13 protein-coding genes and 2 other annotated features are annotated in these 12,579 nt (G+C 47.8%); of the genes, 7 read left to right on the forward strand and 6 right to left on the reverse strand.

Going from position 1 to position 12,579, the window contains the following annotated elements; genetic code table 11:
• Positions 1 to 36 precede the first annotated feature (36 nt).
• Positions 37 to 993: a siderophore ABC transporter substrate-binding protein gene (locus tag HOLDEFILI_RS12025; RefSeq protein WP_006059993.1), complete on the forward strand. Its 957-nt coding sequence runs from the start codon at positions 37 to 39 to the stop codon at positions 991 to 993.
• Between the two features lie 98 nt (positions 994 to 1,091).
• Here HOLDEFILI_RS12025 and HOLDEFILI_RS12030 read toward each other — a convergent pair whose 3' ends face one another.
• The 3 genes from HOLDEFILI_RS12030 to HOLDEFILI_RS20100 all read right to left on the reverse strand — a co-directional run bounded on the left by HOLDEFILI_RS12030 (position 1,092) and on the right by HOLDEFILI_RS20100 (position 4,593).
• Positions 1,092 to 2,705 carry a peptide ABC transporter substrate-binding protein gene (locus HOLDEFILI_RS12030; protein ID WP_006059994.1) on the reverse strand — a complete coding sequence of 538 codons (1,614 nt, stop codon included), beginning with the start codon at positions 2,703 to 2,705 and terminating at the stop codon, positions 1,092 to 1,094.
• 190 nt (positions 2,706 to 2,895) lie between these two features.
• Positions 2,896 to 3,104, reverse strand: a binding site (T-box leader).
• 209 nt (positions 3,105 to 3,313) lie between these two features.
• Positions 3,314 to 3,667, reverse strand: coding sequence for an OB-fold nucleic acid binding domain-containing protein (locus HOLDEFILI_RS18495; protein WP_050766979.1), 354 nt, complete (start codon positions 3,665 to 3,667; stop codon positions 3,314 to 3,316).
• 104 nt (positions 3,668 to 3,771) lie between these two features.
• Entirely contained in the window at positions 3,772 to 4,593 is an 822-nt protein-coding gene (locus HOLDEFILI_RS20100; RefSeq protein ID WP_006059996.1) for a prepilin-type N-terminal cleavage/methylation domain-containing protein, read from the reverse strand.
• A 138-nt stretch (positions 4,594 to 4,731) separates the two neighbouring features.
• Positions 4,732 to 4,940, forward strand: a binding site (T-box leader).
• Positions 4,941 to 4,977: 37 nt separating this feature from the next.
• Here HOLDEFILI_RS20100 and metG point away from each other — a divergent pair.
• Positions 4,978 to 6,906 carry a methionine--tRNA ligase gene (gene metG, locus HOLDEFILI_RS12045; protein WP_006059997.1) on the forward strand — a complete coding sequence of 643 codons (1,929 nt, stop codon included), beginning with the start codon at positions 4,978 to 4,980 and terminating at the stop codon, positions 6,904 to 6,906.
• 113 nt (positions 6,907 to 7,019) lie between these two features.
• Here the strand turns inward: metG and HOLDEFILI_RS12050 are convergent, their stop codons facing one another.
• Positions 7,020 to 7,487 (reverse strand): hypothetical protein, encoded by a 468-nt coding sequence (locus HOLDEFILI_RS12050; RefSeq protein ID WP_006059998.1) that lies wholly within the window; start codon positions 7,485 to 7,487, stop codon positions 7,020 to 7,022.
• A 188-nt stretch (positions 7,488 to 7,675) separates the two neighbouring features.
• Here HOLDEFILI_RS12050 and HOLDEFILI_RS12055 point away from each other — a divergent pair, with 188 nt between their 5' ends.
• Together HOLDEFILI_RS12055 and HOLDEFILI_RS12060 are read left to right on the forward strand one after the other, a co-directional pair.
• Positions 7,676 to 7,993 carry a hypothetical protein gene (locus tag HOLDEFILI_RS12055; RefSeq protein WP_006059999.1) on the forward strand — a complete coding sequence of 106 codons (318 nt, stop codon included), beginning with the start codon at positions 7,676 to 7,678 and terminating at the stop codon, positions 7,991 to 7,993.
• A 91-nt stretch (positions 7,994 to 8,084) separates the two neighbouring features.
• Positions 8,085 to 8,645, forward strand: a complete 561-nt coding sequence (locus HOLDEFILI_RS12060) for a YdeI/OmpD-associated family protein (RefSeq protein WP_039864953.1) — start codon at positions 8,085 to 8,087, stop codon at positions 8,643 to 8,645.
• 212 nt (positions 8,646 to 8,857) lie between these two features.
• On the opposite strand, the gene HOLDEFILI_RS12065 is transcribed toward HOLDEFILI_RS12060, so the two are convergent.
• On the reverse strand, positions 8,858 to 9,385 hold the full coding sequence (locus tag HOLDEFILI_RS12065) for a TetR-like C-terminal domain-containing protein (protein ID WP_039864915.1): 528 nt from the start codon (positions 9,383 to 9,385) through the stop codon (positions 8,858 to 8,860).
• A 125-nt stretch (positions 9,386 to 9,510) separates the two neighbouring features.
• On the opposite strand from HOLDEFILI_RS12065, the gene HOLDEFILI_RS12070 reads away from it, so the two are divergent.
• The 3 genes from HOLDEFILI_RS12070 (at position 9,511) to HOLDEFILI_RS12080 (ending at position 10,812) form a co-directional block, all read left to right on the forward strand.
• Complete coding sequence (locus HOLDEFILI_RS12070; protein WP_006060002.1) at positions 9,511 to 9,882, forward strand: hypothetical protein; 372 nt, start codon at positions 9,511 to 9,513, stop codon at positions 9,880 to 9,882.
• 116 nt (positions 9,883 to 9,998) lie between these two features.
• Positions 9,999 to 10,637: a hypothetical protein gene (locus HOLDEFILI_RS12075; RefSeq protein ID WP_156788931.1), complete on the forward strand. Its 639-nt coding sequence runs from the start codon at positions 9,999 to 10,001 to the stop codon at positions 10,635 to 10,637.
• On the forward strand, positions 10,615 to 10,812 hold the full coding sequence (locus HOLDEFILI_RS12080) for a hypothetical protein (protein ID WP_006060004.1): 198 nt from the start codon (positions 10,615 to 10,617) through the stop codon (positions 10,810 to 10,812). Before HOLDEFILI_RS12075 ends, HOLDEFILI_RS12080 begins: the two co-directional genes overlap by 23 nt.
• A gap of 278 nt (positions 10,813 to 11,090) precedes the next feature.
• Here the strand turns inward: HOLDEFILI_RS12080 and HOLDEFILI_RS12085 are convergent, their stop codons facing one another.
• Positions 11,091 to 12,503 carry a S10 family peptidase gene (locus HOLDEFILI_RS12085; RefSeq protein WP_006060006.1) on the reverse strand — a complete coding sequence of 471 codons (1,413 nt, stop codon included), beginning with the start codon at positions 12,501 to 12,503 and terminating at the stop codon, positions 11,091 to 11,093.
• Positions 12,504 to 12,579: the final 76 nt, after the last annotated feature.

Genomic DNA, 12,579 nt, shown 5'->3' on the forward strand with positions numbered 1-12,579 from the left:
AAGACTTGGAAGAAATAAATAAAAAGGAGAGAAACAATGAAAAAATTAGCAGTATTCATGGCCGCCGGCTTGTTAATGCTTACAGCCTGCACCGCCAAACCCCAGAATGAGGGGCAGTCGGAATCGAAGCCCACGATGACGATCATGACGCTCAACGGCAATCAGGAAAGGGTGTCGCTGGAAGTCCCGGCGGATCCGCAGCGGATCGCGGTTCTGGATATGGCGGTGCTGGATATGCTGGACAGCTGGGGCCTGGGCGGCCGTGTTGTCGGCATGCCGAAATCCTCGACGGTCGATTATTTGAAAACGTATAATGAAAACGAAGCGATCGTGAATCTGGGAACGTTGAAAGAAGTGGATATGGAAGCGCTGATGGCCAGCGAACCGGATCTGATTTTCATCGGCGGCCGGCTGAGCGCGCAATACGATGCGTTGTCTGAGATTGCCCCGGTTGTGTATCTGAGCACGGACGCCGAGCTGGGCGTTGTGGAAAGTGTGAAGCAGAACGCCATGACCGTAGCTTCCTTATTTAATATGGAAGACAAGGCTAAGGAACAGCTGGCCGGTTTTGACAGCCGGATTGAAACGCTGCGCCAGGCGGCGGAAGGCAAAACCGCGGTGATCGGCATGGTCACTTCCAGCAACTTCAATACTTTAGGCAATGGCAGCCGGTGCTCGTTGATCGGCAATGAAATCGGCTTTACCAATCTGGCGAACGACATTGATTCCACGCATGGCAACGAATCGTCGATGGAACTGCTGGTCAAGCTGAATCCGGAATATATCTTCGTGCTTGACCGGGATTCTGCGATCAATACCGAAGGCGCAAAGCTGGCGGAGGAAGTCATGAAGAACGAACTGACTGCCAAGACGCTGGCTGCGCAGAACGGCAATATCGTCTACCTCACGCCGACGGTCTGGTACCTGGCGGAAGGTGGAATTACCGCGCTGGATGTGATGCTTCAGGATCTGGAAGCGGCATTACTGAAATAAAAAACAAAAGGATGAAGGCGGCTTCGCTCATGAGAAGCACACGTTCATCCTTTTTTATCGAGTGTAAGGGAGTTCAGCGGGGAGAGAAAATCCGGGAGCTATTGCAGTGTGACGTAGCCGTAATACGGCGTCGTTCCCTTCTTGGTGGCATTCTGGATTTTTTCACTCTTGAGAATCGGCGTGTTGTAGCTGAACAGCGGAATGATATAGGCTTGTTCCTCGATCAGATATTCTTCAGCCGCATGCAGCGCGTTCATGTATTCCGTATGATCGACGATCGCCGCTGCCTCTTGAATCATTTGATCATAAGCAGGATCCTCGACGGCCGGAACAACCTGCTGCCCGATTGTCCACAAGGTCAGAAATTGGGAAGGATCGTCGCTGGCGGTATAACCGTAGCGGGAAAGATCGAAGTCGCCGTTGTCGATCTGATTGTAGAAAACGCCGGATTCCACGACTTCCAGTTCACAGTCGATCCCGATGGTTTTCCACATCGCTTCCAAGATTTGCGCGACATCAGCGTGAATAAAGGAAGAAGAATATTTGTATTTGATTTTCAACGGATTTGTTTCATCATACCCGGCTTCCTTCAGCAGTGTCTTCGCCTGTTCCGGATCGTAGGCCTGCATAGTGCCTTGCGCGTCGGCTTCCTTCCGGAAGTCCCCATCAGCCCCATTCAGTCCGGATGGAACGTAGCCAGCTAAGGCCTGATAGTATTCTTCCGGTCCCAATGTGGACGCCAGAGCTTGTTTATCAATCGAAATCGCCAGCGCTTTCCGCACCCGGCTGTCTTTCAGACATTCCGGAGCGGTAGATCCAGAATTGAGCGCGATGAAATAAGAGGTCGGAGAGGGAATATTCCAGACTTCGTTCTGGTTGGGATAATTGACGCCAACGTCAACCGGAACATTCATCGCGATATCAATTTCACCATTTTTATAAGCGAATGACTGGGCGTCGCTGTCCGGCATAACCAGGAAGGTGATCTGATCCAGCGTGATCGCATCGGCATTGTAATAGCTGTCATTTTTAACGATGACGGCTTTTTCATTCTCGTTGCACTCTGCCAGCTGATACGCGCCGATACTTGGATACCCCGGCTTCAGCGCCCAGGTGGAATCATGCGGATCCGCAAAGTCCGCTCTTAATGGCGACCAGACGTTGCCGCATAACAAATTCAAGAAAAAGGCGCAGGGTTGTTTCAGAGTCAGAACGAGCGTCGAGTCGTCCGGTGTTTGAACGCCGTCGATTTCCAGCGTGGCAGCGTCGAGATCGGTATTCGATGCGATTTCTTCCGCGCCTTTAAGATAGGTGATCAGATTGTAGATCGTCAGGGAGTTTTCCGCTCCATAAGTCAGATTCCGCAGGATGGCATATTTGAAGTCCTGCGAGGTCAGCGACTTTCCGTCACTCCAGGTCAGTCCGTTTTTGATCTTTAACGTATAAGTCAGGCCATCATCGCTGACCGTATAGCTTTCGGCCAGTTCCGGAATGACGTTGCCGTTCTCATCCTTGGTCATCAGGCTGGAAATGGTATGGGCCAGAATGTAATTGTTGACGGTTTCCGTATTGAAGCCGGGATCCAGCGTCGTAATCTGTCCGCCGACTGCGACGACGATGGAATTTTGTTTTGTTTCCGGTGTTGGTGAAGAAGGGTCAGGCTTGGAAGAACAAGCGGTGTTCAGGACTAATAAGCCTGCGCAGAGAAGCATATTTAATTTTTCATGGTAATTTTCCTTTCTTAAATGGGTTTTGGTAAAGAAGCAGAAACATCGTCGGTAGCGTTTCCTAGAATGTTGGGTTTCTGATTTCTGTTTATAAGTTGTTAAATTTACAGGGGGAATCATCAACATCACTCCTTTCCAGAATCCTCAGGGAAAATAAAAATCGTCCCTAGCTTATGCTAGAGACGATGGATTCGCGGTGCCACTCTAATTGCCGGTCTATCCCGGCCTCCTCAAATCCTTAACGCGGATATGCGGACTTTCCTACTGAATTCAGAAAGTCATCTCCCAGATGCGTTTTCACCGGAACAAGTGCCGCTGACCTTTCACTCTGTGTCAGCTCGCTGATGGATTCTTCCGCTTACTTTTTCTGTTCATCGATTTTATGATTCTTAGTCTAAACGACAAATGAAAATCTGTCAACAACAAAATGAATAAATTTTCGGAAAGTTAGAAATTATTTTCATCAGGAAAGAAAGCAATAATTCAACCATGATTTTAAACGTTAGCGAAACTCGCGTTTTCCTAATGAATCAAACGTGAGAAAAAAAATGAGGAATTTTCCATCCTCATCCTTTTGTCATTTCTGTTTTTGATCAGTTCACTTTTTCAACTTTGATCGTCGTCAATTCTGTTTCGCCGGTGACGCTCAATTCTCCGGTATATGTGACTTGAACCTGATCGCCGTCTTGGATTCCGTCCATTTTAAAGTTTTCATCAATCGGAAAAACATAGGCCTCTTTTCCATCATCCAGAATGAACATGACATTTTTAATATCGCTGATTTTTCCGGTGATGGTTTTTTCTTCCCCTTGCTTTGTCTCTGAAGTCGACGGAGATTCAGCAGCTTCGGGAGTAAGGGGTGGTGTTGGCTTGTCTTCTTTCGCTTGGCAGGCGGCTGTTCCCAACAGTAAACCTGCGGTTAAGATGATCATGACTATTTTTCTCATTACTTTATCCTCCATGTACCCTTTTTGGTGATTCCATAAGATTAGAAGGATTAAGGAATGAAAAAATTGAAGTAATTGGAAAATGTCATGAAGTTGTCATAGTTTTATTCGCTGTATTCGACGGGCTTCCAGCCTTTTTCTTCCATTAGTGTTTTTACCTCTGTCCAGGTCTTTCCGTTTATAACTAAACTCTTACCTGAATACCATTTATTATCATCTTGATTGTAAATAAGACTCGTATTCCAGTTTCCCCCTTGAATTGTGGAAGCATAGATAATCGCATTTTCTGGAACAGGATTGTTATAAGGGTTTTCCACATTTGGATCAGTCACATGTCTATAACAAATTTGTATTTTATAGTCGCCTTTTGGCAAATTTGCTGCATTAACAATTCCATTATCCAAAGCCGGCCAAGAGCCTCCGTATATTTCATTTTTCATAAAATTTCGGATAGCGTCATTGTTTAGTTTAGAATTTCCAGTTAACTCCCTAATTATACTAGAGTTAGTTTTCTTCTGTTCATTTAAGAATTTCATGAATTCCAACATCGCGCTTTGAATACCTTTCGGCGTGTAATCAAGGTTTCCACTTGAAATGCTTCCATGTTTCGAACATTTGATGAGTGTCACTAAACCTTTAATTTCAACAACACTGTACTTTCCTCCTGATGCGCATTTCGGTGTGGAAATAAAATATTCATCATCTTTGTTCTTTAATAAATCCTCAATCGACACCGGTTCGCCTTTGATCTGGTAAGCATTATACATTTCCATGACTTTCTGCCGGGTCTGCTGACACTGGACTTCAGCCGCCGTCGACGTAAAGCCTGTGAGTCTTGGAACCAATATGAGTAACAAAGCAACCAGTATCGCAACGACGACGATTAACTCGATTAATGTGAAACCGCGCTTCTTCTGTTTTCGCATAATTATACACTTCCCTCTTTGATAACCATTATATCATGCTTTAGCGATAGAGAACTAGTGAAACAATCGTAAGAAAAAAGCATTGACAGGCGAGATTAAGGCTTTACATCGGCAGTTTCTGTGACTATAATTAAGGGCGTAAAGGTAGAGAAAAGAAGAGTAGCTTCTCCATTTTCTGAATCAGAGAGCCTGGGCAGGTGAAAGCAGGACGGAAAACAGAAGCGAACATGGTCTTGGAACTGATTATCCGAACAGCGTAGGATAAGACGTGACTTCGCGTTAAGAAGCAAGCGCATATCGAAAAGATATGAAGTAAGGTGGTACCGCGCGAAATCAGCGTCCTTTCAAGGACGTTTTTTTATTATAAAAAAAGGAGGAATTATCATGAGCGAAAAATATTACATTACAACGGCGATTGCCTACACATCGGGCAAGCCGCACATCGGCAATACTTATGAAATTGTTCTCGCCGACAGTATCGCCCGGTATAAGAGAATGCTGGGATACGACGTTTTCTTTCAGACCGGAACGGATGAACACGGTCAGAAGATTGAAGATAAAGCCAAAGCCGCAGGCGTAGCGCCGCAGCAGTTCGTCGATCAGGTCGCAGGGCAGATCAAGGAAATCTGGGATCTGATGAATACGTCCTATGATAAATTCATGCGGACAACCGATCCGGATCATGAGCGTCAGGTTCAGAAGATTTTTAAGAAGCTGTATGATCAGGGCGATATCTACAAATCAGAATACGAGGGCTGGTATTGCAAGCCTTGCGAATCATTTTTTACTGAAAGCCAGATCGTCGACGGGAAATGCCCGGATTGCGGAGCGCCGGTTGAAAAAGCGAAGGAAGAAGCTTATTTCTTCCGTATGAGCAAATATGCGGATCGCCTGCTGAAGCACATTGAAGAAAACCCGGAATTCATTCAGCCGGAATCCCGCAAGAACGAAATGATCAACAACTTCATCAAGCCGGGTTTACAGGATCTTTGTGTTTCCCGCACTTCCTTTACCTGGGGCGTGCCGGTTGATTTTGATCCGAAGCATGTCGTGTATGTCTGGATCGACGCACTGACCAACTACATCACCGGTCTGGGCTACGATTGCGACGGTAATCATGGCGAAAAGTTTAAGCACTACTGGCCGGCGGATGTCCATCTGATCGGTAAGGATATTCTGCGTTTCCACACAATCTACTGGCCGATTATGCTGATGGCGCTGGATCTGCCGCTGCCGAAGCAGGTGTTCGGTCATCCATGGCTGCTGGTGGGCGAGGGCAAGATGTCCAAGTCCAAGGGCAATGTAATTTACGCGGATGATCTGGTTCGTTACTTCGGCGTCGATGCCGTGCGCTACATCATGCTTCATGAAATGCCGTTTGCTCAGGATGGCACGGTCACCTATGAATTAATGATTGAACGGATCAATTCTGATCTGGCGAATATCCTCGGCAATCTGGTCAACCGCACGCTATCGATGACCAATAAGTATTTCGGCGGATTAGTCCATAACGCAAATGTCAGCGATCCGATTGATGACGAACTGATCGCCTTGGCTAAAGCAACGCCGGCGAATGTTCAGAAAAAGATGGACGAACTGCGGGTCGCAGACGCGATCGACGAAATTTTCGCTCTGCTGCGCCGAAGCAACAAATATATCGACGAAACGATGCCGTGGGCGCTCGGCAAGGACGAAACAAAGAAAGACCGGCTGGCTACCGTTTTGTATAACCTGCTGGAAAGCATCCGGATTGCGGCGATTCTGCTGGAAAGTTATTTGCCGGAAACGTCGAAAGCCATTCTCGATCAGCTCAATACGCAGCAGCGCAGCTATGATTCCGTGCTGACTTTCGGGCAGCTGGAAGATGGTATTCATGTAACACCGAAGCCGCAGATTTTGTTTGCGCGGATCGATGAAAAGGAAATGCTGGAAAAGATCGAAGCGGAACAGCCGAAGAAAGCGCCGGTAAAACCAGCGGAGCCGGCGAAACCGCAGATCACGATCGACGACTTTGCGAAGATTGAAATGAAGGTCGGGCAGGTTCTGTCTTGCGAAAAGCATCCGAAAGCGGACAAGCTGTTGGTGTCTCAGATTGACATCGGCGAAGAAAAGCCGCGGCAGATTGTCAGCGGCATCGCGGGCAGCTATAAGCCGGAACAGATGGTCGGCAAGAAAGTTGTCGTCATCACCAACTTAGCGCCGGCCAAGTTAAGAGGCGTCGAGTCGCAAGGCATGATTTTAGCCGGCATGGGCGAGGATCAGATCGAGGTGCTTTCCGTTGAAAAGCTGCCGGTCGGCAGCACGGTTCGCTAAGCCCCAGAAATTCCTGATTAAGAACAAAAAAGAAAGAAAACGCAGGTTTAGAGGGTTCTCTAACGCTGCGTTTTTTTGATGTTGATCACCGGTGCTCTCTTGGATTCTATTCCTTACTTAATGCTTTTGGCATCCATCTTTTTATATTGCGTGTAAGCCTGTTCGATGCGGTCAAGCAGGGAATCCGTCGGGTTGCTGAACCATCCGGTCGAATAAGCCTGATAGTTAAGGCGAAGTGTAGAATCGCCGTAGATCTCAAGATTCCAGGTCTGATTTCCATCGCTGAGAAGCAGCATCCCTGTTCTTAAGGGAATGTCATGAGCGGTTTTCTGTGAAAAGAAGAAAGTACGGGTAAAACGATCTTCCTGAAAAAGCAGGCTGAGCTCCTGAATTATGTCTTCCTCTGTGATTTCAATCGGATCGCAAGCCGTATTGCTGGTTGTCTCTTCACAATAGATCAGGGTGATTCTCTCGGAATTGGCAATCAGCGCCCTTAAAGAAACCGTCGTTTTCATTTTAAAGCCGCAAAATCCGAGAAGCAAAAGGATAAAACCCAGGCCCAGTCCGATTCTTTTCTTCATTTTAATCCTCCCTGGTGAAGTAACTTTTTGTAAATATGCTGTCTGTCAGCTGGCTTTTCATCCATCACCGCTTTGCAACTGCGTTTAACGAGCGACGGTCAGACATCGTTTCTGACTTTATCATATCATAAGCCGGCGGCGAACTTCCATGATATAATCAAGCTAACAGAGAGAGGGAGGTCAGACCCATGCGGATTGACGATTATGCAAAATGGCTGCGGACGTTAGTTTCCGAAGCTGTCGTTCAGAACTATATCAAGCGCTGCCAGCGCGTAGAAAAGAATCTGGACGTCAGTCTTGATCTGGAATTCAGAAAAGACAGGGGGGCTTCCCTGCTGGATCAACTAACGTATACGACGGAAGACTGGCAGAAACATCGGCCGCTGCGCTGCTCCATAAATTTCAGGGCGGGATCGGATTGGTACAAGGGATTGGCTTCTTTAAAAACAGCGGTGAATAAATATTTTGAATTCTGTCAGGTTTCCGCCGCCTCGCGGGACTGTTGAGCTTTTGATCATCAGAGTCATAAAAAAAGAAATGCGCAGTACAGACAGCACTGGTTAGCTTGATGAAAAGCTGGAAATGGAGGATCAGGAAATGAACGAAACAATTCAATTCGCCACGCGCGGAGAATTCAGGGCATGGCTGGAAGATCATTGCTTGTCTGAGGAAGGGGTCTGGCTGATACTGGGCAAGGCCGGAGGACCGAAAACGATCAAAGCGGGCGAAGCGCTGGAAGAAGCGCTTTGTTTCGGCTGGATTGACGGTCAGATGCAGAGTCTTGATGATAAAACGTATCGCAAATACTTTTCGCAGCGCCGCGGGAAAAGCAAGTGGTCGGAAAAGAACAAGCAGCTTGTTCAAAGGCTGGAAGAACAAGGCCGGATGACCGACTCAGGTCGGAAAAAGATCGCGGAAGCCAAAGCGAACGGACAATGGGACGCACCAAAACCGGCGGCGGTCACGGACGAACAAATCGCGTCGCTTTCCGCTGTTTTGGAAGCTTATCCGCAGGCGTATTCCAACTTTCAGTTGATGTCCATGTCGGTTAAGAAAACATACACCCGCGCTTTCCTGGATCCTAAAACCGAGGCCGGGCGGAGAAAGCGGATCGCCTGGATTGTCGACCGGCTGAACAAGAACTTAAAACCGATGTAATTCAAGCAGGAATTCAATTCTTTTTGAGAAAACGCCGGCTTTTCCGGCGCTTATAAAACTTCAATTTTCCTTCAGGGAAAAAGGACACTCAAGAACGAAGCGGGCAGGCAAAACTCTGAAAGGGTATGCTTAGCCGGCTTTTTTGCGTTAATCAGTCAGAGGAGAAAATCCGGGACACGGCATGTTTTTCCGCTCTGTTTGAGTTCAATCATTCAACGACCCCGACCCTGATATTCGCTGCGGACAATGTGGTCCATTTCTTCCGGCGTTTCCCGGCATCCTCCGGCAAGCCACCGTTTAATGATCGCCGTTAATCCGCTTTTGAAAAATTCCATGTGGTAATCAATGTATTGATTATTGAAATCTTGTTTAGCTTGTTCGGTATCGTAGAACTGGATTTCATACTGATTATCATAGCCAAGTTTAAAATAAGTGCGGTAAAACAACTGATTCTCCTGAATATGTCGGAATAATCGGAGATAATCGTTACTGTTGAATTTTTGAGTTCGTTCGGTCTCATAAAGGTGATTGACTTCACTTTCCAAATGAACCCTTACCTTGTCGGCCAGATCGTAAAGATCAACATAATTAGCGTAAAAGGTGCTGCGGTTCAGTTCGCAGATTTTACAAAGATCGGAAACGCTGATTTCGTTCAGCTCCCGGGTCTGTAATAATTCAATGAACGCTTTCTCTATCCGTTCAATCGATTCCCGCCGGCGGCGGTTATTTTTGACATTCATAGACATTTCCTCCATTAATCCAACACTTGTCTTCAAATTGATGATGGTTTTCGCTTCTTTGAAACAGTATACTAGGTTTACATTAAAACAACAATCGTTGCTTTAATAAACGAGGAGGTATCAGTATGAAAAAAAGTAGTTTTACAGCTTTGATGTTAGGAACTGTCAGCGGCGTTTTGTTTGCGCTTGGCTTTTGTATGGCGCTGATTCCCGAATGGAATGCATTCAAACCCGGGATTGTATTTGGCAGCGTGGGATTGCTTCTGGGCTTGATCACCTATCTGCTCTGGCGGAAGATGGAACATAAGAATCCGATTCAAATTTCAGGAAAAACTCTGCTCACGCTGCTGACAGGCATTCTCGGCGCGTTAACGCTGGGGATCGGCATGTGTTTCAGTATGGTTTGGAACAAACTGGCGCTGGGAATCGGCATCGGATTAACAGGGATCGTAATCTTGCTTTGTTTGATCCCCTTGACTCAGGGAATCAAAGACTAGAGAACATTTGATAAGAGAATTCAATGACCGCCATGAAGCGAATCTGTAAAAATTCGAAGATTAAAAACCAGCGGAAACAAACAGGAATGCCATCTGATGGCTATGCGGGTATACTAATGGGACTGAAACAAAATCCGGAACACAGACTTTTGTGGATGGCTGCGGGTAGTCTGTGTTTGAACCTTACATATGTGTTTTATAATGGCCTGCTGGGGGTAACGTATCAGTCGTTATGGTTTGTTACGCTATGCATGTATTACGGCGTCTTGAGTTTTATGCGATTTATCGCTGTGGTCTGCGGCTTAACCTGGTGGAGGAGTGAGACTGCGGACGGACTGGCGGCGGTGCTGTGCGGGTGCTTGCTGACAATCCTGAGCTTTGTGTTGATGGGCGCTCAGTATTTGAGTTGGGTCCGGAATAGGGCGGCTGTCTATGATGAAATACTCATGATCACGATCGCCGCGTATACATTCTATAAGCTAACCTGGACGATAATCCGGGTATTTAGGAAACAGAAACGGCTTTTATTCCAGGTGATCGGGAATATCTCGCTGGCAGAAGCGGCCGTGTCGGTTTTGACCTTGCAGCGGTCGATGATCGCGTCCTTCGGAGCGATGGGGCAGGAAACGGCAAGGCTTATGAACGGATTGACCGGAGTTGGTGTCTGTCTGTTTGCCGGAGGACTCGGTGTGAGGATGATCCAAAAAGGAATTGGAATAAGGAGAAAATTAAATGGCAAAATCAAAATTTGTTGAATTGAATCAGAAGATAGCGGAAAATGTTACCGGCGTTTTTGCCGCAGTAGAGGACAGCGTGATTTCCGGATATACAAAAATTGAAGATGCGTTCGTCGACCGGTATTTAACCCGCGAAGGAGAAACCACCGAAGCGGCTAAGAAACGCCTGCAGGAAGAAAAACATGCAAAATAGACCAGCGTTAAGAATTGAAAATATCAGCTTCAGTTAGGAGGCAAGGGAAACGAACAAGCGGACAAAGAATTTCTGATGACAGGGACAGAAGTAAGAAATATCAATTCGTCGGCATGACATTTTATCCGGCAGGAATCGAGAAAAGAAGCGGCCAGCCGCCGCTTTTTTGAATTAAAAGCAGGCGTGGAAAATGAAAAAGACCGGCGTCTTTTAAAACGCCGGTTTTTGATTCAACAAATATTCTGATTTCAAAAGAAGGGCTGCCGAACGAAGAAAATTTATTTTCCGATCGCCTGAGTGAAGAATGCCCGCATATCCGCTCCGAGTAGTTTCGCGCTTTCTTCCCCCAGATAAGCCATGTGGCCTGACGGATATTCGCCGATCACCACCCGGCTTGGATCTAAATGCGAATGCGTTGCCAGATAACGGGCATTGCCGGCCGTCGTGCAGAGATCGTACAAACCGCTGGCAAAGAAGACGCGCAGTTTTGGATTGCGCCGCATCGCTCCCGCCAACGCCTGAGCCGGCGAGGATTTCGACTTCCGCTGCCATGTTTCGTTGACGTCGAAAACCAGTCCCTTACTGCTGCGGTTGAAGCTGATGTTCAGCTCCTTGCAGATCAATGCGAAAGCCGTCTGGAAGGCCGGTGTGTACTGACCCATTGCCGGGTCGTCCGCAATGACGTTGGAATCCCGGATCGCCGGATCGTCTTTCCAGGCGTAACGTCCGTCATAGAAGCCGACGGCCAGTCCCTGATCCTTTAACAACAGATGGGCGAATTCCTTCTGCATGTCGATCCGCAGATGATGGCGAACCCAGAACTCGGTTTCGATACCGGTAAAATACGTCAGCTTTTCCGCGATCGCTTTCTGTTCCGCTTCCGGCAGCGCGTCGCCCTGAAACAAAGCGCTCAGGTATTCTGTTTTGGCAAAATCGAAAGCCTGGGCGATAAAGGTATCGCGATCCGGTTTGCCGTCCGGGTGATGATAATGATTCGTCGCTGCCATCGTGATCAGATTTACGGCTGACGGTTCCGCCGGATTGGCTTCAAAGAAGGTGCTGCCTAAAAGCATGATGCCGCTGACGGACAGCCCCAGCGTATCCGGCTTGATCGGTCCCGCGCCCAACAGCTCGGCCGCTAGCAAAGCCGACCGGCCGGTGCCGTAGCTTTCCCCCGCTAACAAGATCGGACTGTTGCGCCGGTTGTAACGGGTCAGCCATTGTTCGATGAACATCGCCATCGCTTTGACGTCGCCGTCCGCGTCATAAAAATCCGGGCGGGCTTTTTCCTGGATCAGGCGTCCAAAGCCGGTGCCTACGGGATCGACCAGAACGATATCGCACAGATCGAGCAGACAATGCGGATTGTCTTCCAGCTCAAACGGCGGCACGGTCGGCAGATGCAGCTCGTCTTCCAGCTTCACGCGCCGCGGGCCAAACAGCCCGGCATGAACCCACAAACTGGAGCATCCCGGCCCGCCGTTGTAAGCGAACAAAACTGGACGGGTCGTCGGATCCGCTACGTCGCTGCGGAAATAGGCGTACGAAAAGATCGTCGCCGTCGGCTGACCTTCCTCGTCGACAAAGAAATTATCCTCGCAGACGGTGCGGTATGGGATCGGCTGACCGTTTAAGACAATGGAGCCCTGGGCTTCAAATCGGGACTTTTCAAGACATTCTTCAATTCTCATGGATTTCTCCCCCACTTTCTGATTGCTTAGTTTTTAGTATACACCACGGCTGAAGCGAATGACAAGCAACGCATAT

The sequence above is a fragment of the Holdemania filiformis DSM 12042 genome (genome assembly GCF_000157995.1).
Classification (GTDB): Bacteria; Bacillota_I; Bacilli_A; order Erysipelotrichales; family Erysipelotrichaceae; genus Holdemania; species Holdemania filiformis.

Excerpts from the sequence above, each read along its gene's own strand:
- HOLDEFILI_RS12065 (WP_039864915.1), bottom strand. The coding sequence starts at position 9,385 with ATGAATGTCAAAAATAACCGCCGCCGGCGGGAATCGATTGAACGGATA.
- HOLDEFILI_RS18495 (WP_050766979.1), bottom strand. The coding sequence starts at position 3,667 with ATGAGAAAAATAGTCATGATCATCTTAACCGCAGGTTTACTGTTGGGA.
- HOLDEFILI_RS12030 (WP_006059994.1), bottom strand. The coding sequence starts at position 2,705 with ATGCTTCTCTGCGCAGGCTTATTAGTCCTGAACACCGCTTGTTCTTCC.
- HOLDEFILI_RS12060 (WP_039864953.1), top strand. The coding sequence starts at position 8,085 with ATGAACGAAACAATTCAATTCGCCACGCGCGGAGAATTCAGGGCATGG.
- HOLDEFILI_RS12025 (WP_006059993.1), top strand. The coding sequence starts at position 37 with ATGAAAAAATTAGCAGTATTCATGGCCGCCGGCTTGTTAATGCTTACA.
- HOLDEFILI_RS12055 (WP_006059999.1), top strand. The coding sequence starts at position 7,676 with ATGCGGATTGACGATTATGCAAAATGGCTGCGGACGTTAGTTTCCGAA.
- HOLDEFILI_RS12075 (WP_156788931.1), top strand. The coding sequence starts at position 9,999 with ATGGGACTGAAACAAAATCCGGAACACAGACTTTTGTGGATGGCTGCG.
- HOLDEFILI_RS20100 (WP_006059996.1), bottom strand. The coding sequence starts at position 4,593 with ATGCGAAAACAGAAGAAGCGCGGTTTCACATTAATCGAGTTAATCGTC.
- HOLDEFILI_RS12050 (WP_006059998.1), bottom strand. The coding sequence starts at position 7,487 with ATGAAGAAAAGAATCGGACTGGGCCTGGGTTTTATCCTTTTGCTTCTC.
- HOLDEFILI_RS12085 (WP_006060006.1), bottom strand. The coding sequence starts at position 12,503 with ATGAGAATTGAAGAATGTCTTGAAAAGTCCCGATTTGAAGCCCAGGGC.
- metG (WP_006059997.1), top strand. The coding sequence starts at position 4,978 with ATGAGCGAAAAATATTACATTACAACGGCGATTGCCTACACATCGGGC.
- HOLDEFILI_RS12070 (WP_006060002.1), top strand. The coding sequence starts at position 9,511 with ATGAAAAAAAGTAGTTTTACAGCTTTGATGTTAGGAACTGTCAGCGGC.
- HOLDEFILI_RS12080 (WP_006060004.1), top strand. The coding sequence starts at position 10,615 with ATGGCAAAATCAAAATTTGTTGAATTGAATCAGAAGATAGCGGAAAAT.